General features: G+C 68.4%; 22 protein-coding genes. 10 read left to right on the top strand and 12 right to left on the bottom strand.

The window, feature by feature from the left end; translation table 11 throughout:
* Window positions 1–85 precede the first annotated feature (85 nt).
* Window positions 86–2,386, bottom strand: a complete 2,301-nt coding sequence (locus QAA18_RS04525; RefSeq protein WP_279411356.1) for a DNA translocase FtsK — start codon at window positions 2,384–2,386, stop codon at window positions 86–88.
* A gap of 65 nt (window positions 2,387–2,451) precedes the next feature.
* Window positions 2,452–3,522, bottom strand: coding sequence for an alanine dehydrogenase (ald, locus tag QAA18_RS04520; RefSeq protein ID WP_279411354.1), 1,071 nt, complete (start codon window positions 3,520–3,522; stop codon window positions 2,452–2,454).
* A 77-nt stretch (window positions 3,523–3,599) separates the two neighbouring features.
* Between ald and trxB the strand changes: the two genes are divergently transcribed.
* From trxB to infA, 4 genes are all read left to right on the top strand, one after another.
* Window positions 3,600–4,553: a thioredoxin-disulfide reductase gene (trxB, locus tag QAA18_RS04515; protein WP_279411352.1), complete on the top strand. Its 954-nt coding sequence runs from the start codon at window positions 3,600–3,602 to the stop codon at window positions 4,551–4,553.
* The gene (locus QAA18_RS04510; RefSeq protein ID WP_279411350.1) at window positions 4,553–5,686 is read left to right on the top strand and encodes a GNAT family N-acetyltransferase; all 1,134 of its coding nucleotides are present in this window, start codon (window positions 4,553–4,555) and stop codon (window positions 5,684–5,686) included. Before trxB ends, QAA18_RS04510 begins: the two co-directional genes overlap by 1 nt.
* Before the next feature lie 360 nt (window positions 5,687–6,046).
* The gene (aat, locus tag QAA18_RS04505; RefSeq protein ID WP_279411349.1) at window positions 6,047–6,769 is read left to right on the top strand and encodes a leucyl/phenylalanyl-tRNA--protein transferase; all 723 of its coding nucleotides are present in this window, start codon (window positions 6,047–6,049) and stop codon (window positions 6,767–6,769) included.
* A 91-nt stretch (window positions 6,770–6,860) separates the two neighbouring features.
* On the top strand, window positions 6,861–7,079 hold the full coding sequence (gene infA / locus QAA18_RS04500) for a translation initiation factor IF-1 (protein WP_117202246.1): 219 nt from the start codon (window positions 6,861–6,863) through the stop codon (window positions 7,077–7,079).
* A gap of 48 nt (window positions 7,080–7,127) precedes the next feature.
* On the opposite strand, the gene clpA is transcribed toward infA, so the two are convergent.
* Both clpA and clpS read right to left on the bottom strand, forming a co-directional pair.
* The gene (gene clpA / locus QAA18_RS04495; RefSeq protein ID WP_279411343.1) at window positions 7,128–9,404 is read right to left on the bottom strand and encodes an ATP-dependent Clp protease ATP-binding subunit ClpA; all 2,277 of its coding nucleotides are present in this window, start codon (window positions 9,402–9,404) and stop codon (window positions 7,128–7,130) included.
* Between the two features lie 85 nt (window positions 9,405–9,489).
* Entirely contained in the window at window positions 9,490–9,810 is a 321-nt protein-coding gene (gene clpS / locus QAA18_RS04490; RefSeq protein WP_279411340.1) for an ATP-dependent Clp protease adapter ClpS, read from the bottom strand.
* Between the two features lie 23 nt (window positions 9,811–9,833).
* Here clpS and QAA18_RS04485 point away from each other — a divergent pair, with 23 nt between their 5' ends.
* The 3 genes from QAA18_RS04485 to hflD are packed head-to-tail and all read left to right on the top strand — an operon-like array spanning window position 9,834 to window position 12,036.
* The gene (locus QAA18_RS04485) at window positions 9,834–10,304 is read left to right on the top strand and encodes an NUDIX hydrolase (RefSeq protein WP_279411337.1); all 471 of its coding nucleotides are present in this window, start codon (window positions 9,834–9,836) and stop codon (window positions 10,302–10,304) included.
* A complete protein-coding gene (mnmA, locus tag QAA18_RS04480; protein WP_279411336.1) occupies window positions 10,301–11,431 on the top strand; it encodes a tRNA 2-thiouridine(34) synthase MnmA in 1,131 nt (376 codons plus the stop codon). The genes QAA18_RS04485 and mnmA overlap by 4 nt, the downstream gene beginning before the upstream one ends.
* Complete coding sequence (gene hflD, locus QAA18_RS04475) at window positions 11,428–12,036, top strand: high frequency lysogenization protein HflD (RefSeq protein WP_279411333.1); 609 nt, start codon at window positions 11,428–11,430, stop codon at window positions 12,034–12,036. The genes mnmA and hflD overlap by 4 nt, the downstream gene beginning before the upstream one ends.
* Window position 12,037: 1 nt before the next feature.
* On the opposite strand, the gene QAA18_RS04470 is transcribed toward hflD, so the two are convergent.
* Together QAA18_RS04470 and QAA18_RS04465 are read right to left on the bottom strand one after the other, a co-directional pair.
* Entirely contained in the window at window positions 12,038–12,454 is a 417-nt protein-coding gene (locus tag QAA18_RS04470; RefSeq protein WP_279411331.1) for a type II toxin-antitoxin system VapC family toxin, read from the bottom strand.
* A gap of 12 nt (window positions 12,455–12,466) precedes the next feature.
* Entirely contained in the window at window positions 12,467–12,712 is a 246-nt protein-coding gene (locus QAA18_RS04465) for an AbrB/MazE/SpoVT family DNA-binding domain-containing protein (RefSeq protein WP_279411329.1), read from the bottom strand.
* A gap of 98 nt (window positions 12,713–12,810) precedes the next feature.
* Here QAA18_RS04465 and acnA point away from each other — a divergent pair, with 98 nt between their 5' ends.
* A complete protein-coding gene (gene acnA / locus QAA18_RS04460; protein ID WP_279411328.1) occupies window positions 12,811–15,570 on the top strand; it encodes an aconitate hydratase AcnA in 2,760 nt (919 codons plus the stop codon).
* On the opposite strand, the gene QAA18_RS04455 is transcribed toward acnA, so the two are convergent.
* The gene (locus tag QAA18_RS04455; protein WP_279411327.1) at window positions 15,571–16,008 is read right to left on the bottom strand and encodes a nuclear transport factor 2 family protein; all 438 of its coding nucleotides are present in this window, start codon (window positions 16,006–16,008) and stop codon (window positions 15,571–15,573) included.
* A gap of 62 nt (window positions 16,009–16,070) precedes the next feature.
* Here QAA18_RS04455 and QAA18_RS04450 point away from each other — a divergent pair, with 62 nt between their 5' ends.
* Window positions 16,071–17,750 carry a long-chain fatty acid--CoA ligase gene (locus tag QAA18_RS04450; RefSeq protein WP_279411325.1) on the top strand — a complete coding sequence of 560 codons (1,680 nt, stop codon included), beginning with the start codon at window positions 16,071–16,073 and terminating at the stop codon, window positions 17,748–17,750.
* A 13-nt stretch (window positions 17,751–17,763) separates the two neighbouring features.
* On the opposite strand, the gene QAA18_RS04445 is transcribed toward QAA18_RS04450, so the two are convergent.
* A complete protein-coding gene (locus QAA18_RS04445; RefSeq protein WP_279411324.1) occupies window positions 17,764–18,018 on the bottom strand; it encodes an acyl carrier protein in 255 nt (84 codons plus the stop codon).
* A gap of 112 nt (window positions 18,019–18,130) precedes the next feature.
* On the opposite strand from QAA18_RS04445, the gene QAA18_RS04440 reads away from it, so the two are divergent.
* Complete coding sequence (locus QAA18_RS04440; RefSeq protein WP_279411322.1) at window positions 18,131–20,224, top strand: ATP-binding protein; 2,094 nt, start codon at window positions 18,131–18,133, stop codon at window positions 20,222–20,224.
* A gap of 9 nt (window positions 20,225–20,233) precedes the next feature.
* On the opposite strand, the gene QAA18_RS04435 is transcribed toward QAA18_RS04440, so the two are convergent.
* The 4 genes from QAA18_RS04435 to lysS all read right to left on the bottom strand — a co-directional run bounded on the left by QAA18_RS04435 (window position 20,234) and on the right by lysS (window position 25,150).
* Window positions 20,234–21,124, bottom strand: a complete 891-nt coding sequence (locus tag QAA18_RS04435; protein WP_279411319.1) for a crotonase/enoyl-CoA hydratase family protein — start codon at window positions 21,122–21,124, stop codon at window positions 20,234–20,236.
* A gap of 19 nt (window positions 21,125–21,143) precedes the next feature.
* Window positions 21,144–22,391 carry a beta-ketoacyl-[acyl-carrier-protein] synthase family protein gene (locus QAA18_RS04430; RefSeq protein WP_279411317.1) on the bottom strand — a complete coding sequence of 416 codons (1,248 nt, stop codon included), beginning with the start codon at window positions 22,389–22,391 and terminating at the stop codon, window positions 21,144–21,146.
* A 108-nt stretch (window positions 22,392–22,499) separates the two neighbouring features.
* A complete protein-coding gene (locus tag QAA18_RS04425; RefSeq protein WP_279411315.1) occupies window positions 22,500–23,570 on the bottom strand; it encodes a two-component system response regulator in 1,071 nt (356 codons plus the stop codon).
* Window positions 23,571–23,659: 89 nt separating this feature from the next.
* The gene (gene lysS / locus QAA18_RS04420) at window positions 23,660–25,150 is read right to left on the bottom strand and encodes a lysine--tRNA ligase (RefSeq protein ID WP_279411314.1); all 1,491 of its coding nucleotides are present in this window, start codon (window positions 25,148–25,150) and stop codon (window positions 23,660–23,662) included.

The raw sequence follows: 25,150 nt of genomic DNA, 5'->3' as shown, positions 1-25,150 counted from the left end.
GTCCCGAAGTCTGCCGGTGGAAACCTGAACCGGGCATTGCAGTAGCGGCGGAAGATGCGCCGGGGCATCGCGGCTTCCGCCGCTCCTACGACGCCGGCGGTGGTGGCGCCAGCACGGTGCGGTCGCCGTTGTGCTCGGGCGGCGACACCACTCCCGCGGCCTCCATGGCCTCGACCAGGCGCGCGGCGCGGTTGTATCCGATCTTCAGCCGCCGTTGCACGCCGGAGATCGAGGCGCGCCGGGTCTCGGTGACGATGCGCACGGCCTCGTCGTACAGCGGGTCCGATTCGTCCCCCGCCCCGCCGCCGCTCTCGGGCAGCCCGGTCGCGCCGACCACGGTCCCGTCGCCCAGCGACTGCACTTCCTCGAGCACGCCTTCCATGTACTGCGGGCCGTCGCTGCTCTGCTTCAGGTGCTCGACCACGCGATGCACCTCGTCGTCGCTGACGAAGGCGCCGTGGATGCGCTCGGGCATCGCCGTGCCCGGCGGCAGGTACAGCATGTCGCCGTGGCCCAGCAGGGTTTCGGCGCCGCTCTGGTCGAGGATGGTGCGCGAGTCGATCTTGCTCGAGACCTGGAACGCGATGCGCGTCGGGATGTTCGCCTTGATCAGCCCGGTGATGACGTCGACCGACGGCCGCTGCGTCGCCAGGATCAGGTGGATGCCGGCGGCGCGCGACTTCTGCGCCAGGCGCGCGATGAGCTCCTCGACCTTCTTGCCGACGATCATCATCATGTCGGCGAACTCGTCGATGATGATGACGATGAACGGCAGCGTCTCCAGCGGACGCGGCGCCTCGTTCAATTCGGCGTTGGGCTTGAACAGCGGATCCATCAGCGGCTGGCCGCTGTCGATGGCGTCCTTGACCTTCTTGTTGAAGCCGCCCAGGTTGCGCACGCCCACCGAGGACATCAGCTTGTAGCGCCGCTCCATCTCGGCCACGCACCAGCGCAGGCCATTGGCGGCCTCCTTCATGTCGGTGACCACGGGCGCGAGCAGGTGCGGGATCCCCTGGTAGACGCTGAGCTCCAGCATCTTCGGGTCGATCATCAACATCCGCACGTCCTGCGGGCTGGCCTTGTACAGCAGCGACAGCACCATCGCGTTGACCGCCACCGACTTGCCCGAGCCGGTGGTACCGGCGACCAGCAGGTGCGGCATGCGCGCCAGGTCGGCCACCGTCGGCCGGCCGGCGATGTCCTTGCCCAGCGCCAGGGTCAGCGGGCTGGGCGACTTGTCGTACTCGCGGGACCTCAACAGCTCGCTGAGGAAGATCATCTCGCGGTGCGAGTTGGGGATCTCCAGGCCGATCACCGACTTGCCCGGGATCACGTCCACCACGCGCACCGACTTCACCGACAGGCCGCGCGCGATGTCCTTGTCCAGCGAGGAGATCTGGCTGACCTTGACCCCCGGCGCCGGCTCGATCTCGAAGCGCGTGATCACCGGTCCCGGGTACGCACCGACCACCTGCGCGTCGATGCGGAAATCCTTGAGCTTGAACTCGATCTGCCGCGACAGCGTTTCCAGGGTCTGCTCGTCGTAGCCCTTGGCCTGCGGCTTGGGGTCGTCGAGCATCGCCAGCGGCGGAATGCCCGAGCCGTCGCCGACATGGAACAGCGGGATCTGCTGTTCGCGCTTGGCCCGGTCGCTCTTCTCGACCACGGTCGGGGCCGGCGGCTCGATCTTCACTGGGGCGCGTTTCGCCCGCAGTTCGGTGTCGTAGCGCCGCACCTCCTCGCGTTCCTCGCGCAGCTCGCGGGTCTGCTGCCACTTGTCCGCCTCGCGGCTGGACACCCGCGCCAGCTTCGCCACCAGGTCCGGGATGGCCAGGGTCCACTTGCCGATGCGGTCCATCACCGCCAGCCATGACAGGCCGGTGGCCAGGGTGACCGAGACCAGGAGCAACGCGAGCAGGAAAAGGTTGCTGCCCATCGGGCCGAAGCCGCGGTACAGCGAGGGGCCGACCAGCTGCCCGAGGATGCCGCCGGCACCGCCGGAAAAGTCCTCCACCGCCCCGATGCGCAGCTCGAGCAGGCCCGCAGCCGACACCAGGAAACCGATGATGCCGACCAGGCGCAGGGCCGGGCCGAGGTCGGCGTCGCCATCGCCGTCGGTGTCCATGCCAGACAGCGCGATCCAGGCGATCAACCCGAGCACGAACGGCAGCAGGAAGGCGACGAAACCGGTGAGGTACAGCAGGACATCGGCCAGCCAGGCGCCGACGCGGCCGCCGACGTTGTGCAGTGGCGCGGTGACGCTGCCCGAGTGCGACCAGGCCGGATCGGTCGGCGAATAGGTGACCAGGCTGGCCAGCAGGTACAGCAGCAGCGGTGCGACCAGGATCAGCGCGATGTCGCGCCACAACCGCTGGCGACGCGTCATGGGCGCGCCACGCCTGGCCTCCGCCGCGGCGGAGGCCGGTTTCCTGCGGTTGGCCGTTGCCGACGTCAGAGCTTCATGTCCATCAGGGCCGGGTGCACGAGCTTGCCGCCTTCGACGTTGATGCCGCGCACCAGCGCGTCGTTGTCGCGCCAGGCCGAGCCGGAGGCCAGCTTGTTCACCCACGGCAGGATGGCCGCGCAGATCGCCTGCGAGGACGTCTGCGGCACCGCGCCGGGCATGTTGGTCACGCAGAAGTGGGTCACGCCCTCTTCCACGTAGGTCGGTTCCTTCCAGGTGGTCGGGCGCGACGTTTCGAAGCAGCCGCCCTGGTCGATGGCGATGTCGACGACCACGCTGCCGTCCTCCATGCCGCGCAGCATCTCGCGGGTCAGCACCTTGGGCGCCTTGGCGCCGGTGACCAGCACCGCGCCGACGACCAGGTCGGCGGCGGCCACCTTGCTGGCAACCACGTCGTGGTACGGGTACAGCGCAGTGACGTTGTTGCCCAGGCGCATCATCTCGTCCATGCGGTCCTGGCGCATCTCGAACACGGTGACGTTGGCGCCGGCGGCGGCGGCCAGCGCGGCGGAAGCGCCACCGGCCTTGCCCGCACCGAACACCACCACGTTGCCGCGCTCGGTCGACGGCAGGCCACCGAGCAGCTTGCCCTTGCCGCCCATCGGCTGGTGCAGCAGGTGGGTGCCGACCTGGACGCCGATCTTGCCGGCGATCACCGACATCGGCGCCAGCAGCGGCAGGTCGCCGTTGGGCAGCTCGACGGTCTCGAACGCGACGCCGGTCAGGCCGATGTCGAGCAGCTTGCGGGTCAGCTCCGGTTCGGCCGCCAGGTGCAGGTAGCAGAACAGCAGGTGGTCGCGACGCAGGTGCTGCAGGTCGCCGGCGATCGGCTCCTTGACCTTGACGATCATTTCGCCCTTCTCGTACAGCGACGCCGCGTCCGGCGCGATCTTCACCCCGAGGCGCGTGTATTGCTCGTCCGAAAAACCGCTCTTGATGCCGGCGCCCTGCTCCAGCCACACCTCGTGGCCACGCTTGACCAGGTCACCCGCCGCGGCGGGAACGAGCGCAACGCGCCCTTCGAGGGTCTTGGTTTCCTTGGGGACGCCGATACGCATGTCTTTCTTGGGCCTCGGATTCGGGGGAGGATTAAGGGGATAATGGCCGGACGATTATACCCACGGCCCCCTCTTACATGACTGCATCCAAGCACTGCCGACTTCTCATCCTGGGTTCCGGCCCCGCCGGCTGGACCGCCGCCGTCTACGCGGCCCGCGCCAACCTCAAGCCCGTCGTCGTGACCGGCCTGCAAATGGGCGGCCAGCTCATGACTACCACCGAAGTCGACAACTGGCCGGGCGATGCGCACGGACTCATGGGGCCGGACCTGATGGCACGGATGCAGGCCCACGCCGAGCGCTTCGACACCGAGGTCGTGTTCGACCACATCCATACCGCCGACCTGTCGCAGCGGCCTTTCCGCCTGACCGGCGACAACGGCACCTACACCGCCGACGCCCTGGTCATCGCCACCGGCGCCACCGCCAAGTACCTGGGCCTGGAGTCGGAGGAGAAATTCAAGGGCCGCGGCGTTTCCGCCTGCGCCACCTGCGACGGCTTCTTCTACAAGGACCAGGACGTGGCCGTGGTCGGCGGCGGCAACACCGCGGTCGAGGAAGCGCTGTACCTGTCCAACATCGCGCGCAAGGTCTACCTGGTCCACCGCCGCGACACCCTGCGCGCGGAAAAGATCATGCAGGACAAGCTGCAGGCGAAGATCGACACGGGCAAGATCGTGCCGGTCTGGCACCACGTGGTCGACGAGGTGCTGGGCAACGATGCCGGCGTCACCGGGTTGCGCCTGAAGTCCGTGCAGGACGGCAGCACCCGCGAGATCGACGTGCACGGTTTCTTCGTCGCCATCGGCCATACCCCGAACACCTCCCTGTTCGAGGGCCAGCTGGCGATGAACAACGGCTACCTGGAGATCCGTTCCGGCCTGGCCGGCGGCGCCACCGAAACCTCGGTCAAGGGCGTTTTCGCTGCCGGCGACGTGGCCGACCAGGTCTACCGCCAGGCGATCACCTCGGCCGGCTTCGGCTGCATGGCCGCGCTGGACGCGGAGCGCTTCCTCGACAAGAACGACTGATGGCGACGGCGCGCATCCACGGCGCGCTGTCCGACATCCCCGCCGCGCAATGGGATGCCTTGCACGACGGCAGCAACCCGTTCGTCGCCCATGCCTTCCTCGCCGGCATGGAAGCCCATGGCGTGGTCGCGGCACACCATGGGTGGGAGCCGCGACACCTTGCCCTGTGGGAAGGCAATGATCTGGTCGCCGCAGCCCCGGCCTACCTGAAGCACAACTCGCACGGCGAATTCGTGTTCGACCATGCCTGGGCGCACGCCTACGCCCGGCATGGCCGCGACTACTTCCCGAAATGGCTGTGCGCCGTGCCCTACAGCCCCGTCAGCGGGCCGCGCCTGCTGGCCCGCGACGAGGCGAGCCGGCAGGTCCTGGCCGAAGCCTTCCGCGCGATCGCGGCCGAGGCCGCGCTTTCGTCCGTGCACGTCAATTTCCATCCGGCTGCCGAAGCGCCTGCCTTCGGCGCGGACTGGATCGCGCGCACCGACGTGCAGTACCACTGGCACGACCGCGACGGCTGGCGCGACTTCGACGCCTTCCTCGCGGCGATGGACCACAAGCACCGCAAGAACATCCGCCAGGAGCGCGCGAAGGTGGCGCGCGCCGGGATCCGCTTCCGCGTGGTCCACGGCGACGAAGCCAGCGCCGAAGACCTTGCCGCGATGCACGACTTCTACCTGCAGACCTTCGCCTGGCACGGCAACCGCCCGACCCTGACGCTGGAGTTCCTGCAGCACCTGGCCGCAGCCATGCCGCGGCAACTGGTGCTGTTCCTGGCCATGCGCGACGACGCGCCCGTGGCCGGCGCCCTGTGCCTGCGCGGCGGCGACACGCTGTTCGGCCGCTACTGGGGCACGTTGCTGGCCGATCCGGTGTCCGGGCTGCACTTCGAAACCTGTTATTACCAGGGCATCGAATACTGCCTGCGCGAAGGCCTCACCCGATTCGAACCCGGCGCCCAAGGCGAGCACAAGCTGGCCCGCGGCTTCCTGCCCGCCTTCGTGCACAGCCGGCACTGGATCGCCGATCCGGCGTTCGCGGCGGCGCTGGCGCCGTGGTGCGCGCAGGAACGCGAAGCCGTCCACCGTTACGCCGCCACCCTCGCCACCCACTCCCCCTTCCGCCCCGCCTCCTAGGAGCGCGCCTCGCGCGCGTACCTCGCGTGCTTACGCGGGAAAGGCGGTCCGCTTTGGCGAATGTCCCCCGGCCGGGCCTGCGGCCCGGCCTCCTCCTTGATTTCGCCAAAGCGCACCACCTTTCCCGCGACGCCCGGAGCACCGTCGCGGCCGAAGCATCGATCCACCCGCTTGGCTCAGCGTCGTGGAATGGGTTTGCCCAAGACGGGACCGTCGGAGACATGGATGTCGACGACGAGGCCCCATGGACGGGTTCACGCCGTGTCCCGGCTTGGGCAAGGCCATTCCGCGGCGCCCCGCACGTGAGCGGGCGGTTCGCGTTTTTGCTTCGCGCGCGAGGCGCGCTCCTACAATGGCGGGATGGGGCTGGAACTGACGGTGCTCGGTGACGGCGGATTTCCGGATCCGGAGCGGGCGTTGCGCGAACCAGACGGCCTGCTCGCCGTCGGCGGCGACCTCTCGCCCGCCCGCCTGCTCGACGCCTACGCCCACGGCATCTTCCCCTGGTACTCGGACGGCCAACCGATCCTGTGGTGGTCGCCCGACCCGCGCATGGTGTTCCGGACCGACGGCGTGCACCTGTCGCGGCGTTTCCGCCGCAGCCTGCGCGCGCTGCCCTGGACGGTGCATGCGGACACTGCGTTCGACGCGGTGATCGCGGCCTGTGCCGCGCCGCGTCCCGGGCAGGACGGCACCTGGATCACGGCGGAGATGCAGGCGGCCTACCGCAGGCTGCACTACCTCGGCCATGCGCACTCGATCGAGGTTCGCGACGGCCCGGATCTCGTGGGCGGCCTGTACGGCGTGGCCGTGGGCAGGATGTTCTTCGCCGAAAGCATGTTCAGCGCGCGCTCCGGCGGATCGAAGCTGGCGCTGGCCGCGCTCGCCGCGCACCTGCACGCGCTCGGCTGGCCGCTGTTCGATGCCCAGGTCGAGAACCGGCACCTGCGCTCGCTGGGTGCGGAGTCCTGGCCGCGGCCGCGCTTCCTGTCGGAAGTGGCGCGGCTGGTGGCCCTGCCCGGCGCTACCGGGTCTTGGACGCAGGCCTTCGGCAACGTGCCTGCCGCGGCCCTGGCAGGTTGACGGTTCACCCGGGATTTTGCGCAGCTACCTGCCCGCGTGGCAGAATGGCGGACTTTCGGGCCCTGGAACGGGGCCCTGCAACAGGAAGCACATGGCGAAAGACGACGTCATCGAATTCGAAGGCACGGTCTCCGAAACCCTCCCGAACACCATGTTCCGGGTGAAGCTGGAGAACGGCCACGAAATCATTGCCCATATTTCGGGCCGGATGCGCAAGAACTACATCCGGATCCTCACCGGCGACAAGGTCAAGGTGGAGATGACTCCGTACGACCTGACCAAGGGCCGGATCACCTATCGCATGAAATAATTGCGGTAACTTATTGATAAAAAAGGCGGCCAATGGCCGCCTTTTTCGTTACACCGTCGCCGGCAACAGCTTTTCCGGCTCCGGCCTGGCCTCCACGGTCAGCTCGCCGTCGACAACGTCGATGCTCACCCGGCCGCCGCCGACCAGCTTGCCGAACAGCAGTTCGTCGGCCAGCGGGCGCTTGATCCTGTCCTGGATGACCCGCGCCATCGGCCGCGCGCCCATCAGCGGGTCGAAGCCGTGCTGGGCCATCCACTCGCGCGCCGCCGGGGTCGCCGACAGGGCCACGTCCTTTTCGTGCAACTGGGCTTCCAGCTCGATCAGGAACTTGTCCACCACGCGCAGGATGTGCTCCATGCCCAGCGGCTGGAACTGCACCACCGCGTCCAGGCGGTTGCGGAATTCCGGGCTGAAGCTGCGCCGGATCACTTCCATGGCGTCGGTGCTGTGGTCCTGCTGCGTGAAGCCGATCGAGCGCCGCGCGGCCTGGGCCGCACCGGCATTGGTGGTCATCACCACGATCACGTTCTTGAAGTTGGCCTCGCGCCCGTTGGTGTCGGTGAGCACGCCGCGGTCCATGACCTGCAACAGGATGTTGAAGATGTCCGGGTGCGCCTTCTCCACCTCGTCGAGCAGCAGCACGCAGTGCGGCGTCTTGACGATCTTCTCGGTCAGCAGGCCGCCCTGGTCGAAGCCGACGTAACCCGGGGGCGCGCCGATCAGGCGCGACACCGAATGCGGCTCCATGTACTCGGACATGTCGAAGCGCACCAGTTCGATGCCCAGCTGCAGCGCGAGCTGGCGGGTGACCTCGGTCTTGCCCACGCCGGTGGGGCCGGCGAACAGGAAGTTGCCGATCGGCTTGTCCGGGTTGCCCAGCCCCGAGCGCGCGAGCTTGATCGCGCTGGTCAGGGTCTCGATCGCCGGATCCTGGCCGAAGATCACCATCTTCAGGTTGCGCTCCAGGTGCGCGAGCACGTCCTTGTCGGAGGCACTGACCTGCTTGGCCGGGATCCGCGCCATGCGCGCGACGATCGCCTCGATCTCCTCGACGTCGATCAGCTGCTTGCGCGCATCCTCGGGCAGCAGCCGCTGCCGGGCACCGGCCTCGTCGATCACGTCGATGGCCTTGTCGGGCAGCAACCGGTCGCCGATGTGCTTGACCGACAGGTCCACCGCCGCGCGGATCGCGTCATCGGCGTAGCTCACGCCGTGATGCGCCTCGTAGCGCGCCTTCAGGCCCTGCAGGATCTCCACCGCCTCGCCCACCGTCGGTTCGACGATGTCGATCTTCTGGAAGCGCCGCGCCAGCGCGCGGTCCTTCTCGAAGATGCCGCGGTATTCCTGGAACGTGGTCGAACCGATGCAGCGCAGCTCGCCCGAGGCCAGGATCGGCTTGATCAGGTTGGAGGCGTCCATGGTGCCGCCCGACGCCGAGCCCGCGCCGATGATGGTGTGGATCTCGTCGATGAACAGGATCGCGCCAGGCACCTTCTTCAGCGCGGCGAGCACGCCCTTCAGGCGCTTCTCGAAATCGCCGCGGTACTTGGTGCCCGCCACCAGCGCGCCCAGGTCGAGCGCGTAGATCACCGCGTCGGCCAGCACCTCCGGCACCTGGCCGTCGACGATGCGCTTGGCCAGGCCCTCGGCCAGCGCGGTCTTGCCGACGCCGGCTTCGCCGACGTACAGCGGATTGTTCTTGCGCCGGCGGCACAGGACCTGGATGGTGCGTTCGACTTCCTCGCCGCGCCCCACCAGCGGATCGATCTTTCCTTCGCGCGCCAGCGCGTTGAGGTCGGCGGCGAATTCGGCCAGCGCATCGCCCTTGGCCTCGCCGCCCTCGCCCGCTTCGGCGCGTGCGCCGTCCTCGTGCTGCTGCGGCTCTTCGCCGCCGTGCTTGGCGATGCCGTGCGACAGGTAGTTGACCGCATCCAGCCGGGTCACGTCCTGCTGGTTGAGGAAATACACCGCGTGCGAATCCTTCTCGCCGAAAATCGCCACCAGCACGTTCGCGCCGGTGACTTCCTTCTTGCCGGAGGACTGCACGTGGTAGACGGCCCGCTGCAGCACGCGCTGGAAACCCAGCGTCGGCTGCGTGTCGCGGCCGTCCTCGATGTCGAGCTTGACCACCGACTTCTCGATGGCCTGCTCCAGGTCCGCGCGCAGGCGCGGGAAATCGGCGCCGGAGGCCTTGAGCACGGCTTCGGCGGACGGGTTGTCGAGCAGCGAAAGCAGCAGGTGCTCGACCGTCATGTACTCGTGGCGCGCCTCGCGGGCGCGCTTGTAGCACTGGCCGATGCTGTACTCGAGGTCCTTGCTGAACATGGGAGACTAGCCTCCTGGAATGCGTGGACCGTGGCCGGCCCCTGTTCCTGATGTGGGGTGCCGGCCGAGGCGACTCAAGCCCCTTCTACGCCTTCTCCATGGTGCAGAGCAATGGATGCTGGTTGAGCCTGGAGTATTCGTTCACCTGGGCCACCTTGGATTCGGCCACTTCGCGGGTGAAGACGCCGCAGACGCCGCGGCCCCGGGTGTGGACGTGGAGCATGACCTGGGTGGCCTTTTCGATGTTCATGCCGAAAAAGCGCGCAAGCACGTCGACCACGAAATCCATGGGTGTGTAATCGTCGTTCAGCAACAGTACGGAATACAGCGGCGGGCGAGCCACTTCCGGCTTGCTGGTCTCCACCACGACCCCGTGGTCGCGCTCGTTGCCCGGTTTGTTTGCCATGGTCCGATTATAGAATGGCGGCCATGAGCTATCGCGAGGGACGCTTCTGGCAACCGGACGTGACCGTGGCCACCGTGGTGGTGCGGGACGGGCGCCTGTTGTGCGTCGAGGAGCACGCCGGCAACGGCGGGGGGCTGGTCATAAACCAGCCGGCCGGGCACCTGGAGCCCGACGAGAGCCTGCCCGACGCCGCCCTGCGCGAAACCCTGGAGGAAACCGGCTGGGACGTGCGCCTGACTGCCTTCATCGGCGCCTACCAGTGGAAGGCCCCGGAGACTTCACGCCACTACCTGCGCTTCGCCTTCCTTGCGGACGTCATCGGCCACCATCCCGAACGCCCCCTGGACACCGGCATCGAGCGCGCGCTGTGGATGACGCCTGCCGAACTGCTGGACGCGCGCGAGCGCCATCGCAGCCCGCTGGTCTGGCAGGTGGTCGCAGATGCCCTCGCCGGGCGCAGGCAGCCGCTGTCGGTGCTGCAGCAGGTGCCATGAGCACACCGGGCACCATCGTCGGCATGTCCGGCGGCGTGGATTCGTCGGTGGCCGCCTTGCTGCTGCAGCGCAAGGGCGAAGACATCGCCGGCATGTTCATGGACAACTGGGCCGACGACGGCAGCGGCCAGTGCCGCTCGGCGGACGACCGCCGCGACGCGGTCGCCGTCTGCGGACGCCTCGGCATCCCCCTGCACTTCCGCGATTTCTCGCGCGAATACTGGAACGGCGTGTTCGAGCACTTCATCGCCGAGTACGCCGCCGGCCGCACGCCGAACCCGGACGTGCTTTGCAACCGCGAGATCAAGTTCCGGCATTTCCTCGACGCCGCGCGCGCGCTGGGTGCCGGGGCGATCGCCACCGGCCACTACGCGCGGGTCGAACGCGACGGGGCCTCGTGGCGCCTGCTGCGCGCGGTCGACCGCGACAAGGACCAGAGCTACTTCCTGCATCTGCTTGGCCAGGAGCAGCTGGCGGCGACGCGCTTCCCGCTCGGTGGACTGCGCAAGGAGCAGGTGCGCGCGCTGGCCGCCGAAGCGGGCCTGCCGACGGCGGCCAAGAAGGACTCCACCGGCATCTGTTTCATCGGCGAGCGCGATTTCCGCGAGTTCCTCTCGCAGTACATCCCGGCGCGCAGCGGCGAGATCCGCGATCCGCAAGGCCGGGTGCTGGGCGAACACCCCGGCGTGTTCCACTTCACCCTGGGCCAGCGCGGCGGCCTCCAGCTCGGCGGCGTGCGCGGGCGCGAGCAGGCGCCCTGGTACGTGGTCGGCAAGGACGTGGCGCGCAACGTGCTGTTCGTCGACCAGGGCCACGACAGCCCGTGGCTGCAGTCCACCACGCTGCGCAGTGAAGCGGCGCACTGGATCGGCGGTGCCGCCCCCGCGCGCCGTTTCGAATGCAGCGCGCAGGTGCGCTACCGCCAGGCCGGGGAACCCTGCGAGGTCGAGGTACGCGACGACGGCACCCTGCAAGTGCGTTTCGCCCGCGCCCAGCGTGCCGTGACGCCGGGCCAGTCGGTCGTGCTGTACAGCGGCGACACCTGCCTGGGCGGCGCGGTGATCGCCTCCACCAACGCCCCCCACCCGCATTCCGAAGTACGCACCGCACAGGACCAGGCCGCATGAGCGACACCTCGATGGACAACCGCATGCTGGCGCTCGCCGGCGTTGCCCAGGCGCTGGCCCAGGTGCGGCGTATCGCCGACACCGGGCAGGCCGACGCCGCGGTGCTGGCGACCGCCCTGGACAGCGTGTTCCGGGTGGACGCGGCCTCGGCCGAAGCGGTCTATGGCGACGCGTCCGCGCTGCGTCCGGGACTGCTGTTGTTGCGCAGCTACTTCCGCAACGAGTCCGAAGATGCGTTGCTGCCCCGGCTGGGCCTGGCGGTGCTGCAGCTCGAGCGCCGCTTTGTCCGCGACGAGACCGCCGACCGCGTGCACCGGCGCATCCTCACCCTGGCGCCGCAGGCCGCACGCGAAGGCAGCACCCATCCGGACGTGCTCGCCGCCCTGGGAGCCCTCTACGCCGATACGGTCAGCAAGCTGCGCCCGCGGGTGATGGTCCAGGGCAATCCGCATTACCTCGGCCAGGCCGGCGTGGTCGCGGAAATCCGCGCGGTGCTGCTGGCCGCGTTGCGCTCGGCGGTGCTGTGGCGCCAGCTCGGCGGCAGCCTGTGGGACTTCATGCTGCGTCGCCGGCAGATGCTCGAGGCGATCCAGCGCAACCTGTAGCTCAGCCGGCGGGAACCGCCGGCACGATCAGCTTCAGTCCCTTGAAGTAGTCGCGGTAGAAGCCGGGGTCGCGGGTGATCAGGCCGTTGCACTGCATCAGTGCGTGCGCACCGACCAGGAAGTCGGCCGAGACCCGTTCGCTGCGCTTGCCCCCGCGCGAGCGGTAGCGCTTGTTCATGTGGCCGGCGCGCATCGCAGCCGATTCGGTCATCGGCTCGAAGCGGATCCCGACCGAGGACAGGATGTCCATCAGGTCCTCGCTGGTATCGAGCATCGCCTGGACCTCGGCCACCACCGCGGCACACACCACCACTTCGTCGCGGGCCAGGGCCTCGCCGACGCAGGTCTCCGACGCCTCGGCATGGCGGGCGTCGCCGATCAGGATGTCGAACAGGATCGGAGTGTCGACGGCGATCATGCTGGCCCCGCCCTATTCCAGCGGATCGCCGGGCGCGCGGCCGCGGATCGCGCGCATGGCCTCGTCGGTGCTGGCATGGCCCTCGGCCAGGCGGAAGCGCCCGCGCACCTTGCGCAGTGCCTCGCTGACGTCCTTGCGCAGGATGATGCGTCCGCCTTCCAGCTCGACCTTGAGGGTCGTACCCTTGGTCAGGCCCAGGGCGTCGCGTACGGCCTTGGGCAGGGTGATCTGGCCGCGTTCGGCAACCGTGGCTTCCATCGGACTGGCTCCGGTCGGTCTGGGTATGCACGGAACATACATACTTTTTTTGTCATATTCAATCTGGCATACTAGCGGCCTGCCAAAGGAGCCTCCCCATGACCGATTCCTTCGCCACCCGCGCCCGCCTGGACGTCAACGGCAAGTCCTACACCTATTCCAGCCTGCCCAAGCTCGGCGAGCGTTTCGACCTGGCGAAGCTCCCCTACTCGATGAAGATCCTGCTGGAGAACCTGCTGCGCCACGAAGACGGCGTGACGGTGCTGCCGGCGCACATCGAGGCGGTGGCGAACTGGGATCCCAAGGCCGAGCCGGACACCGAGATTGCGTTCATGCCCGCGCGCGTGCTGCTGCAGGACTTCACCGGCGTGCCCTGCGTGGTCGACCTGGCGGCGATGCGCGACGCGGTGGCCAAGCTCGGCGGCAAGCCCAGCCAGATCAATCCGCAGATCCCGTCGGAACTGGTCATCGACCACTCGGTCCAGGTCGACGTGTTCGGCCGCGCCGACGCCCTGGACCTCAACGGCCAGATCGAATTCCAGCGCAACCAGGAACGCTACAGCTTCCTGCGCTGGGGCCAGAAGGCATTCGAGGACTTCAAGGTAGTGCCGCCCAACACCGGCATCGTCCACCAGGTGAACCTGGAGCACCTCGCGCGCGTGGTCATGGAGCGCGAGGTCGACGGCGAACTGGTGGCGTTCCCGGACACCGTGTTCGGCACCGACTCGCACACCACCATGATCAACGGTATCGGCGTGCTGGGCTGGGGCGTGGGCGGCATCGAGGCCGAAGCCGCGATGCTCGGCCAGCCCTCGTCCATGCTGATTCCGCAGGTCGTCGGCTTCAAGCTCACCGGCAAGCTGCCCGAAGGGGCCACCGGCACCGACCTGGTGCTTACCGTCACCCAGATGCTGCGAGCGCTGGGCGTGGTCGGCAAGTTCGTCGAGTTCTACGGCGACGGCCTGCAGCACCTGCCGCTGGCCGACCGCGCCACGATTTCCAACATGGCGCCCGAATACGGCGCGACCTGCGGCATCTTCCCGGTCGACGCCGAGGCCGTGCGCTACATGCGCCTGTCCGGCCGCAGCCAGGAGCAGATTGCCCTGGTCGAGGCCTATGCCAAGGCCCAGGGCCTGTGGCACACCGCCGATTCCGCGCCGGCGCACTACAGCGCCACGCTGGAGCTCGACCTGGCCGACGTCAAGCCCTCGCTGGCCGGCCCCAAGCGCCCGCAGGACCGCGTGCTGCTGGAGAAGCTCGGCGACAACTTCCGCACCAACGTCGAAAGCCTGGTGGCCAACCGCAAGCCGGCGGTGTGCGAGGTCAAGCGCATGGACGAGGAAGGCGGTTCACAGCCGCAGGCCGAACGCCTCGCCGCCAAGCCGTGCGCGAAGATCCGCATCAACGACCAGGACCACGAGCTCACCGACGGTTCGGTGGTCATTGCCGCCATCACCTCCTGCACCAATACCTCCAACCCCGCGGTGATGCTCGGCGCCGGCCTGCTGGCGCGCAACGCCGTGGCCAAGGGCCTGAAGGCCGCGCCGTGGGTCAAGACTTCGCTCGGCCCGGGCTCGCTGGTGGTCACCGACTACCTGCGCAAGGCCGGTGTCCTTGACGATCTGGAGAAGCTCGGCTTCTTCCTCGTCGGCTACGGCTGCACCACCTGCATCGGCAACTCCGGCCCGCTGCCGCAGGCCGTGTCGCAGGGCATCGCCGAACAGGACCTCGCCGTCGCCTCGGTGCTCTCGGGCAACCGCAACTTCGAAGGCCGCGTGCACCCCGAGGTCAAGATGAACTACCTGGCGTCGCCGCCGCTGGTGGTCGCCTTCGCCATCGCCGGCACCGTCGACATCGACCTGACCCGCGAGCCGCTGGGCAAGGACCGCGACGGCAACGACGTCTACCTGCGCGATATCTGGCCGACCAACAAGGAAATCGGCGACACCATCGCCGCGACCGTCGGCCCGGAGATGTTCGCGCAGAACTACGCCGACGTGTTCAAGGGCGACAGCCGCTGGGCGCAGATCCAGTCGCCCGATGGCGAGAGCTACGCCTGGGACGAGAATTCCACGTACATCAAGAACCCGCCCTACTTCGACGGCATGACCATGGAGGTCGGTTCGATCGACGACCTCCACGGCGCGCGCGTGCTCGGCCTGTTCGGCGACTCGATCACCACCGACCACATCTCGCCGGCCGGCAACATCAAGAAGGATTCGCCGGCGGGCCGCTTCCTCCAGTCGCGCGGCGTGCAGCCGGCGGACTTCAACAGCTATGGCTCGCGCCGCGGCAACGACGACGTGATGGTGCGCGGCACCTTCGCCAACATCCGCATCAAGAACCTGATGCTGGGCGGCGAGGAAGGCGGCAACACCCTCTTCCACGGCACCGGCGCCGACAACGGCAGCAAGATGTCCATCTACGACGCGGCCATGCAGTACAAGGCACAGGGCACGCCGCTGGTGGTGTTCGCGGGCAAGGAATACGGCACCGGTTCGTCGCGCGACTGGGCGGCCAAGGGCACCATCCTGCTCGGCGTCAAGGCCGTCGTGGCCGAAAGCTTCGAGCGCATCCACCGCTCCAACCTGGTCGGCATGGGCGTGCTGCCGCTGCAGTTCAAGGACGGCGAAAACGCCGTGGGCCTGGGCCTGGACGGCAGCGAGTCGATCGACATCGTGGGCCTGGACGATGGCGCTTCGAAGACGGCCACGGTGGTGGCGCGCAAGGCCGACGGTCGCGAGATCCGCTTCGAAGTCAAGGTGCTGCTGCTCACGCCCAAGGAGATCGAGTATTTCCGCAACGGTGGCATCCTGCACTACGTGCTGCGCCAGCTGGCCGCGAAGAAGGCCGCCTGACTACAGCCGCGGGTCCCAGGTGGCGCTCACCAAGCGCCACTCGCCGCCTTCCAGGCGCCAGCCGGTCTCCACCGAATGCAGGCGCGCACGGTCCGGCAGGAAACCGCCCGAACCACCGGTGAGGGCGGCGTCGAAACGAACGCTGGCGCGGTCGTCGCTGATGGTCAGGTCGAGCGGTCCGACGATGGCCACGCCGATGTCGCGGTGCCGCATGAACGTCACCTGGGCGAGCCTGGCCGCCCCGCTGCGATCCATGCCGCCCGGGCCGATGAAGTCGTCGGCCAGCAGCCCGCGCACCTGCGAGACATCGCGCGCCTCGATTGCGGCCTGCATGGCCGCGACGGCTTCGCGCAATTGCTGTTCCGGGGGCGTTCGTGCGCACGCCGCCAGCAGGGCGCACACGACCAGGAACACGACGCGCTGGTATTGGATCCGCATTCTTGCCAGCCCCCGGGGCCTATGCTCCAATCATGACAATACCGTACCGTAGGGGGATGGCGATGAATTCCGATCGGCCCTGGCTGGCCCAGTACGCGCCCGGCGTCCCCGCCGAAATCAATCCCGACGAGTACGCGTCGATCGTGGCGGTGCTCGACAGCGCGATCTCCAGTTTCCGCGACCGTCCGGCCTTCAGCAGTTTCGGCAAGGTCCTCACCTACGCCGACATCGATCGCCTCAGTTCCCAGCTCGCCGCCTACCTGCTCGGCGAACTCGAACTCAAGCGCGGCGACCGCGTCGCGATCATGATGCCCAACTGCCTGCAGTATCCGATCTCCACGTTCGGCATCCTGCGCGCGGGCCTCACCGTGGTGAACGTCAATCCGCTGTACACGCCGCGCGAACTCAAGCACCAGCTGGTCGATTCCGGCGCCAGCGCCATCATCGTGCTGGACAACTTCGGCCACACCGTGCAGGAAGTGATCGCCCAGACGCAGGTCCGCCAGGTCATCACCACCGGGCTGGGCGACCTGGTCGGCGGCGCCAAGGGCGCGATCATGAACTTCGTGCTCAAGCACGTGAAGAAGATGGTGCCGCGCTACGAACTGCCCGGGGCGATACGATTCCGCGAGGCCCTGGGCCTGGGCCAGATGCAGGAGCCACCGCAGGTCACCATCGACTCCGGCGACATCGCGTTCCTGCAGTACACCGGCGGCACTACCGGCACGGCCAAGGGCGCGATGCTCACCCATCGCAACCTGGTGGCCAACATGGAACAGGCGGCAGCCTGGGTCGGCGGCAACCTCAAGCCCGGCGAGGAAGTGATCATCACCGCGCTGCCGCTGTACCACATCTTCTCGCTGACGGCGAACGGACTGGTCTTCACCAAGTTCGGCGGCCTCAACCACCTGATCACGAACCCGCGCGACATGAAGGGCTTCGTCAAGGAGCTCAAGGGCACCAAGTTCACCGCCATCACCGGCGTCAACACGCTGTTCAACGGCCTGCTCAACACGCCGGGGTTCGACGAGGTCGACTTCTCCTCCCTGCGCATGACCCTGGGCGGTGGCATGGCCGTGCAGCGGGCGGTCGCCGACCGCTGGAAGAAGGTCACCGGCTGCACCCTGGTCGAGGCCTACGGCCTGACCGAGACCTCGCCGGCGGCGTGCATCAATCCGATGGACCTGCCCGCCTACAACGGCTCCATCGGCTTGCCGGTGCCGTCCACCGACGCCTGCGTAAAGGACGAGGACGGCAGCATCCTGCCGGTCGGCGAGATCGGCGAGCTGTGCATCAAGGGCCCGCAGGTGATGAAGGGCTACTGGAACCGTCCGGAGGAAACGGCCGCCGCGATCGACGCCGACGGCTGGCTGCACACCGGTGACATGGCGCGGATGGACGAGAAGGGCTACTTCTACATCGTCGACCGCAAGAAGGACATGATCCTGGTCTCGGGCTTCAACGTGTACCCGAACGAGATCGAGGACGTGCTGGCCGGCATGCCCGGCGTCCTCGAGGTCGCCGCGGTCGGCGTGCCCGACGAGAAGTCCGGCGAGACGGTCAAGGTCGTCATCGTGCGCAAGGACCCCAACCTCACGGCCGAGGACGTGAAGGCCTTTGCGCGCGAGCAGCTCACCGGGTACAAGCGCCCGCACATCGTCGAGTTCCGCAACGAACTGCCCAAGACCAACGTCGGCAAGATCCTGCGCCGCGAGCTCCGCGAGGACGCCGCCGGCGGCTAGCGCCTAGCGCGCGTCACCCCTGCCGGGGCTGGGCCATGTTCTGTTCGACCAGGGCCACGATCGTGTCCAGGTCAGGGTTTCGCGGCAGGTCCATGGTGGCGAACGTGAACCCCAGCTCGGTCTCGACGTCGAGCATCATGTCCACCAGCAGTAGCGAGTCGATGCCGATTTCGGCCTGGGTGGTGGCCCCCGTCAGGCCCGCCGGGTCGACCCCGAAACGCTCGTGGATCAATGCCTTGAGGCGTTCGAGGATCTGCTGTCGTTCCATCCGCTGCTCCATGGTGGGGATGCCGGCCCTCGTTGCGGGCGCCGGATCCGGGTACCCTGCCGCCATCGGCACGGGATGACCGATTATCGTACCGGAAGCGGAGCCTGGACAATTGGATGCCCTGCCTCACCTCGAACTCGTCAGGAGCGTGCGCGCGCAGGCAGCGCTGCGCCTGAAGTTCGGGCTGTTCGTGGTGGTGGTGATGCTGGCCGCGATCGGCTACTGGGGTTCGGCGCGTCCGGAGAACCAGCCGTGGGAGATCGGCGGCTTCTGCGCCGCCTACCTGTTCTACAACCTCACCGCGTATTACATCGCGCACAACGACAGGCTGGTTCCGCCCGGGGTGATGGTCGCGGCGACCGCGGTGCTCGATCCGGTGATGCTGTCGGCGTGGCTGTTCATCGGCGGCGAGTCGTCGGTGCTGTTCATCGGCTTCTACCTGTTCACCATCCTGGGCTACGGGTTCCGGATCGGGCGGACGGCCATGCAGCTGTGCCAGGCCATGTCGATCGCCGGCTTCGGCATGGTCTCGGCAACCTCGCCCGCCTGGCAGGACAAACCGCTGTTCGAGATCTCGCACCTGGTGCTGCTGGTGGTCGTGCCGCTGTATGCCAACGTGCTGATCCAGAAGCTGAAGGTCGCGCGCGAAATGGCCGAGCGCGCCAGCCAGGCCAAGTCGCAGCTGCTGGCCAACGTCAGCCATGAGTTGCGCACGCCGCTGACGGGCATCGTCTCCACCGCGTCGCTCATCGGCGAGCAGTCGCCGGACGGCGACAGCGTCGAGCGCGCGCACGCGATCGTCGACCTGGCGCTGGCGCTGGACGCCGAGATCAAGCAGTTGCTGGACCTGTCGCGGATCGAGGCCGGACGCGAAGAGGGCCAGAAGGTCGCCTTCGAACTCGGACAGGTCGGCGAGCACCTGTCGCGCACCCTCGGGCCGGTCGCGGCGGCCAAGGGCATCGCGCTGGAACTGGACCTGGATCCGGCGATCCCCGCTCCCCTCCTCGGCGACGCCCACGCGCTCGGCAGCGTGCTGATGAACCTGGTCGGCAACGCGGTGAAGTTCACCGACACCGGTTCCGTCACCCTGGGCGCCAGCCTGCTGGAGGAAGGCGACGACGACTGCGCCATCCGCTTCCAGGTCCGCGATACCGGCATCGGCATTCCCGCGGACATGCAGCAGCGGATCTTCGAACCGTTCTTCCAGGTCGAATCCGGCTCGGTGCGCAAGTACGGCGGCACCGGCCTGGGCACTTCGATCGCGCTCGCGCACGTCCGGCGCATGGGCGGCGAGCTGCGGCTGGAAAGCACCGTGGGCAAGGGCAGCCGGTTCTGGTTCGACCTGCGCCTGCCCCGCACGCGCAAGGCGGCCCCGGCAGCGGCCGCTCCGGCAGCGCGCGTCGTCCGCGGCAAGCACGTCCTGGTCGCCGACGACAACGCCACCAACCTGACCCTGCTCCGCGAGATGCTCGAGCGCGATAACCATGAAGTCGTCGCGGTCGCATCGGGCCAGGAAGCCCTGGAAGCGCTGGCGACCACGGACTTCGAGCTGCTGCTGCTCGACTTCAACATGCACGACCTGGACGGGGCCAGCGTGTACGAGACCTACCGGTTCGGCCGCCTCCACATCGCGCCCACCTTCTTCGTCACCGCCGACACGTCGGCGGTGACCACGGCCCAGCTCGAGGCCCTGGGCGCCGCGGGCATCCTGCACAAGCCGGTGACCTTCGACAAGCTGCGCAACGCCATCGCCAGCCAGTTCCCGGAAAGCGCCGTCGCAGCCCCCGCCCCGCCGACGCCGCGGCCCACCCCGCACCTGCGCCCGGTTCCTGTCGAATACCTGGACCCCGAGGCGATCGAGACCCTGCGCGAGGTGCGCGACACCCCGGAATTCCTGTGCCGGATGATCGCCGAGGGCGTCCAGGACATCGAACGCATCGACGAGGCACTGGGCGCCGCCCTGCTCGCCTGCGACCTGACCGGCGTGCACCGGCAGGCGCACGCCATGCGCGGCGTCAGCCTCAGTATCGGAGCCGCCAGGCTCGCCGCCCTGGCCGACCGCCTGATGACCATCGGCCAGCGCGAGCTCGACGCCGGCTCGCGCGAGCGCCACGCCGACCTGCGCCGCACGACCGACCTGAGCCTGGCCGCGCTGGACGCATTGCGCCAGTCGCTGCTGGCGCAGGACGCCGCAAGCACCGGTTGAGTGACTGCCTTACGCGGCGACCTGGCGGGCCGCCGGCGCCGTCGCTTCGCGCTCCTGCATCATGATCAGCATGTCCATGGTGCGCAGTTCATCGGCACTCAGGCACATCGCGGTCTCGACCCAGTCCTCGACGATGCGCACGCCTTCGGCGTGGTCCAGGGCGGTATGGCGGCAACGGCTCTGCTGCACCTTGAGCCTGGCCTTCAGGCGCGACGAATGGTTGGCGATGAAGCGTTCGACCGCCAACTCGCCTTCGCCCGTGGCGCAGACCTCGTCGACCAGGCCCATGTCGTAGAGCTCGGTCGCGGAATAGATCTTCTTGTTGGTCATCATCCGCTCGGCCTGGCGCGCGCCGATGCGGGTCGACAACAGGCCCATCGCGCCGGTGCAGGGGAACAGCCCGAACATGATTTCCGGGAAGCCGAAGCTGCTGTGCTCCTCGGCGATCAGGTAGTCGGTGCTCAGCGCCATCTCGAAACCGCCGCCCAGGGCGCGTCCCTGGATCAGCGCGATCGAGGTGGTCGTGTCCTTCAGGCGCCCGCTCCAGGACTCGAGCAGGTCCAGGCACCGCATCGAGTAGTCGCGCAGCGCGGCCGCGTCGCGGCGCTGGATGCAATCCCGGAAGAAGCGCAGGTCGCCGCCCATGCTGAAGTAGGCCGGGTCGGCGGACTGGACCACGGCGTAGTTCAGCGGCGTCGCCGCGCGACGGTCCTGCAACTCGTCCACCAGGCCACGGAACTCCTGCACAAGGGCTGGAGTGAAGTTCTGCAGTCCGGTCGCGCCGTCCCTGGCGAGGGTGATCCAGAGGGCATCGGCACGAAGGCGCCGGATCTGGGTGGAGATGCGCGATGCTGTGCGCGGGGAATTGACGTTGGGGTGCTGCAGGACGATCGCGTTCATGGCGAGGACTCCGGTGTGGCTAGTCAGGGACTGGCGGGGTGGGATTGCGTGAAACCACGAGTGCGACGTTGGTGCCGCCGAACCCGCAGGAGAACGAAAGGGCGTGATCGACCGCGCGTCCGGTCAGCGGACGCGGCCCGACATGGTTGAGTTCGCAACGCGGATCCACCTCGTCGAGGTGGGCGCTTGCCGGAAGCAGCGACTGCTGCATCGCCACCACAGTGACCAGCAGTTCCAGCGCGCTGGTCGCGCCGATCAAGTGGCCATGCACCGATTTGGTCGAGGACACCGCTGCACTGTTCTGCCCGGTGCCGAAGACCTCGCGCAGGGACGTGGCTTCGATGATATCGCCACCTCCGGTCGCGGTAGCGTGCGCGTTGACGTACCCGATGTCCGCGGGGGACAGGCCGGCATCGTCCAGGGCCGCGCGCAGCGCCCGCACCTGGCCTTCCGCCGCCGGCATGCCGATATGGTGGGCGTCGCTGGAGACGCCGTAGCCGGTCAGGTAGGCATGGCAATGGGCGCCACGGGCCCTGGCATGCCGGGCCGACTCGAGCACCAGGAAGGCCGCGCCCTCCCCCAGCACCAGGCCGGAGCGGTTGGCCGCGAACGGCTTGCAGGTGCGGCCCACGTCCTCGGGGTCGGGGGCGGCCATCGCCCGGGTGCCCTGGAAGACGCCCATCAGGCTGCCCACCACCGGCGCCTCGGCACCGCCGGCGATGGCGATGTCGATATGGCCGTCGGCGATCGCCCGCGCGGCGTCGCCGATGGACACGCCCGACGATCCGCATGCGGTGCAATTGGAAATCACCGGGCCCAGCACCTGCTGGCGGATCGCTACCTGCGCGGCGCCCGCATTGCCCATGATCGCCATGGCCGCGTAGGGACGTGCCGCCTGCTTCTCTTCCAGCAGCATCTGCTGGTACCAGGCCTGCGCCGCCGAGACGCCGCCATTGACGTTGCCGTAGTAGATGCCGGCCCGCTGCCCGAACTGTGCGAATGAGTCGAGGCCCGCATCGGCCGCGGCCTGGCGCGCCGCCAGCACCGCCATCTGCTGGCAGCGATCGAGGAAGGGAAGCTCGATCTTGGTGAACCCCTCCTCGAAGGAGGCGTCGATCGCGCCCACGGCAAAGCCCTGCCGCAGCGGCGGCGCGTGCACCAGGCGGATCCCCGAGCGTGCTTCACGCAGCGAGTCGGCAACGGCCGCGACGTCGAGGCCGATCGGGGAAACGACTCCCAGGCCGGTGATGGCAACGAGGTCTCGCATCAAACCCCCAGGGCGACTGCGGTGCCCCCTTCCGCCCAGCCGCATCCCTTGGTGGCACCCTGCGGCGCTTATTGGGTGGCGTGCGCAGGCACCTTGAACGCCTTCACATTAGCATCGTTTCGCCCCGGCAGGCACCGAGGTCCGTGCGCAAACCTCCCGCACGCGGGCTTCTTCCCGCACCAGCGCGTCCACGCAAAGCGGGTCGAACAGCACCCCGCGCTGCTCCACCAGGTAGGCCAGCGCCTCCTCGATGCTCCATGCCGGCTTGTACGGGCGGGGTGAAATCAGGGCGTCGAACACGTCGGCCACGGTCACGATGCGGGCCACCAGCGGGATGGCATCGCCGGCCAGGCCGTCGGGGTAGCCGCTGCCGTCGTAATGCTCGTGGTGGTGCAGCGCGATCAGCGCGCTGGTCTGGATGAAGCGGTTGTGGCTGTCGGCCAGCAGCTCGTGGCCGATGCGCGGATGCCGGCGCATCTGCTCCTGCTCGGCCGGTTCCAGCGGACCGGGCTTGAGCAGGATCGCGTCGGGGATCGCGATCTTGCCGATGTCGTGCAGCGGTGCGGACAGCTCGATGGTGCGCACCTCGTCCTCGGGCAGGCCCAGCGCTTCGGCGAGCAGGCCGGCGATGCGCGCCATGCGTTCGAGGTAGGCGCTGGTGCCCGCGTCGCGGTACTCGATCGCGCGCGCCAGGCGCGACAGCGTCTCGCGCTCGCGCTCCTCGATCTCGTGCATGCTCGACAGCAACCGTTGCTCCAGCGACAACGCGCGCTGCTTCACAGATTCGCTCTGCTGGCGCAGCTGCAGGAGGTTGCGGCAGCGCGCGCGCAATTCTCGCGGCCGGATCGGCTTGACCAGGAAGTCGATCACGCCCGCGTCCAGTGCCGCCTGCCTTACTGGTTCGTCGCCCACCACCGTGACCAGCACGATCGGAACGTCGCGGTGCGCCAGCGGCGTGCGGAAGCGGCGCGCGAATTCCAGCCCGTCCAGGCCGGGCATGCGGTAGTCGAGCAGCAGCAGGTCCGGGCGGTTGTGGCCGCACCAGTCCAGCGCCTCGAGCGGATCGCCGAAGTCGTGGACTTCGAGTTCCGGCCCGATGTCCTCGAGGATGTGGCGGAGCATCGTCCGCGCGGATGTCTGGTCGTCGACAATGACGATGTTCAAGGCGTCGTTCCCCATGGAGATGCCCGTCGTCCCTGCCTGGCCCCTGCCGACATACTGGCGGCCGCTGCCAGCCGCGGCAAGCCCCCGTCATCGGCCATCCCCGCTCAGGCGCCCTGCTCGGGGCGCATGTAGGGAAACAGCAGGACGTCGCGGATCGAGGCCGACCCGGTCACCAGCATCACCAGCCGGTCGATGCCCACGCCGAGGCCGCCGGTGGGCGGCAAGCCGACTTCGAGGGCGCGGATGTAGTCGGCGTCGTAGTGCATGGCTTCGTCGTCGCCGCCGGCCTTGGCTTCGACCTGGGCGCGGAAGCGCGCGGCCTGGTCCTCCGGGTCGTTGAGCTCGGAGAAGCCGTTCGCCATTTCCTTTCCGCCGATGAACAGCTCGAAGCGGTCGGTGATGCCCGGCTCGGTATCGGACTCGCGCGCCAGCGGCGAGACCTCGACCGGATAGTGGGTGATGAAGGTCGGCTGGACTAGCCCGCCCTCGACCGTCTTCTCGAAGATCTCGAGCAGCAGCTTGCCCCAGCCGTAGCCCGGCTTGACGTGCACGCCGAGGCGCGCGCAGTGGCGCGCCAGCGCTTCGCGGTCGCGGCAGTCGGCAATGGTGATCTCCGGGTTGAGCTCGCGCACCGCCTCTTCCAGCTTCCAGCGCCGGAAGCGCGGCCCCAGGTCGATCTGCTGCCCGTCCCACTGCATCTGCGCCGTGCCGGCCACCTCGACCGCGACGTCGCGGACCATCGCTTCGGTCAGGTCCATGATGTGTTCGTACGTGGCGTAGGCCTCGTACAGCTCGAGCATCGTGAACTCGGGATTGTGGCGGGTGCTGACGCCTTCGTTGCGGAAGTTGCGGTTGATCTCGTACACGCGCTCGAAGCCGCCGACCACCAGGCGCTTGAGGTAGAGCTCGGGCGCCACGCGCAGGAACAGGTCCAGGTCGAGCGCATGGTGGTGGGTAGTGAACGGCCGTGCCGTGGCGCCGCCGGCCAGGTAATGCATCATCGGCGTCTCGACTTCGAGGAAGCGGCGCGCGTCCAGCCAGCGGCGGATCGAGGCGATGATGCGCGAGCGCTTGACGAACACGTCGCGCGCTTCCGGGGTCACGATCAGGTCGACGTAGCGCTGGCGATAGCGCTGCTCGACGTCGCTCAGGCCGTGCCACTTGTCCGGCAGCGGGCGCAGCGACTTCACCAGCAGGCGCAGCGACTCGGCCTTGACCGAAAGCTCGCCGGTCTTCGTGCGCATGAGCGTGCCTTCGACGGCGACGATGTCGCCCACGTCCCAGCCCTTGAACGCCTCGTACGTGTCGCCGAGCGCATCCTTCTGGAGGAACAGCTGGATCCGGCCGCTCACGTCCTGCAGCTGCGCGAACGCCGCCTTGCCCATCACCCGCTTGGCCAGCAGGCGCCCGCCCAGGGCGACCCTGCGATCACCGAACGCTTCGACGCCGTCGTACTCGGCCTGCAGGTCGCCGGCATAGTCGGCGCGGCGGAAGTCGTTGGGGAACGCGATGCCCTGCGCCCGCAGCTCCGCGAGCTTGGCCCGGCGCTCGGCGATCAGGTGGTTCCCGGACTGCTGGTTGTCGTCTTCGGTCAT

Origin of the sequence: Luteimonas sp. 8-5, assembly GCF_029763755.1 — a bacterium.
GTDB lineage: Bacteria > Pseudomonadota > Gammaproteobacteria > Xanthomonadales > Xanthomonadaceae > Cognatiluteimonas.
This window is presented reverse-complemented; position numbering and strand designations above follow the sequence as displayed.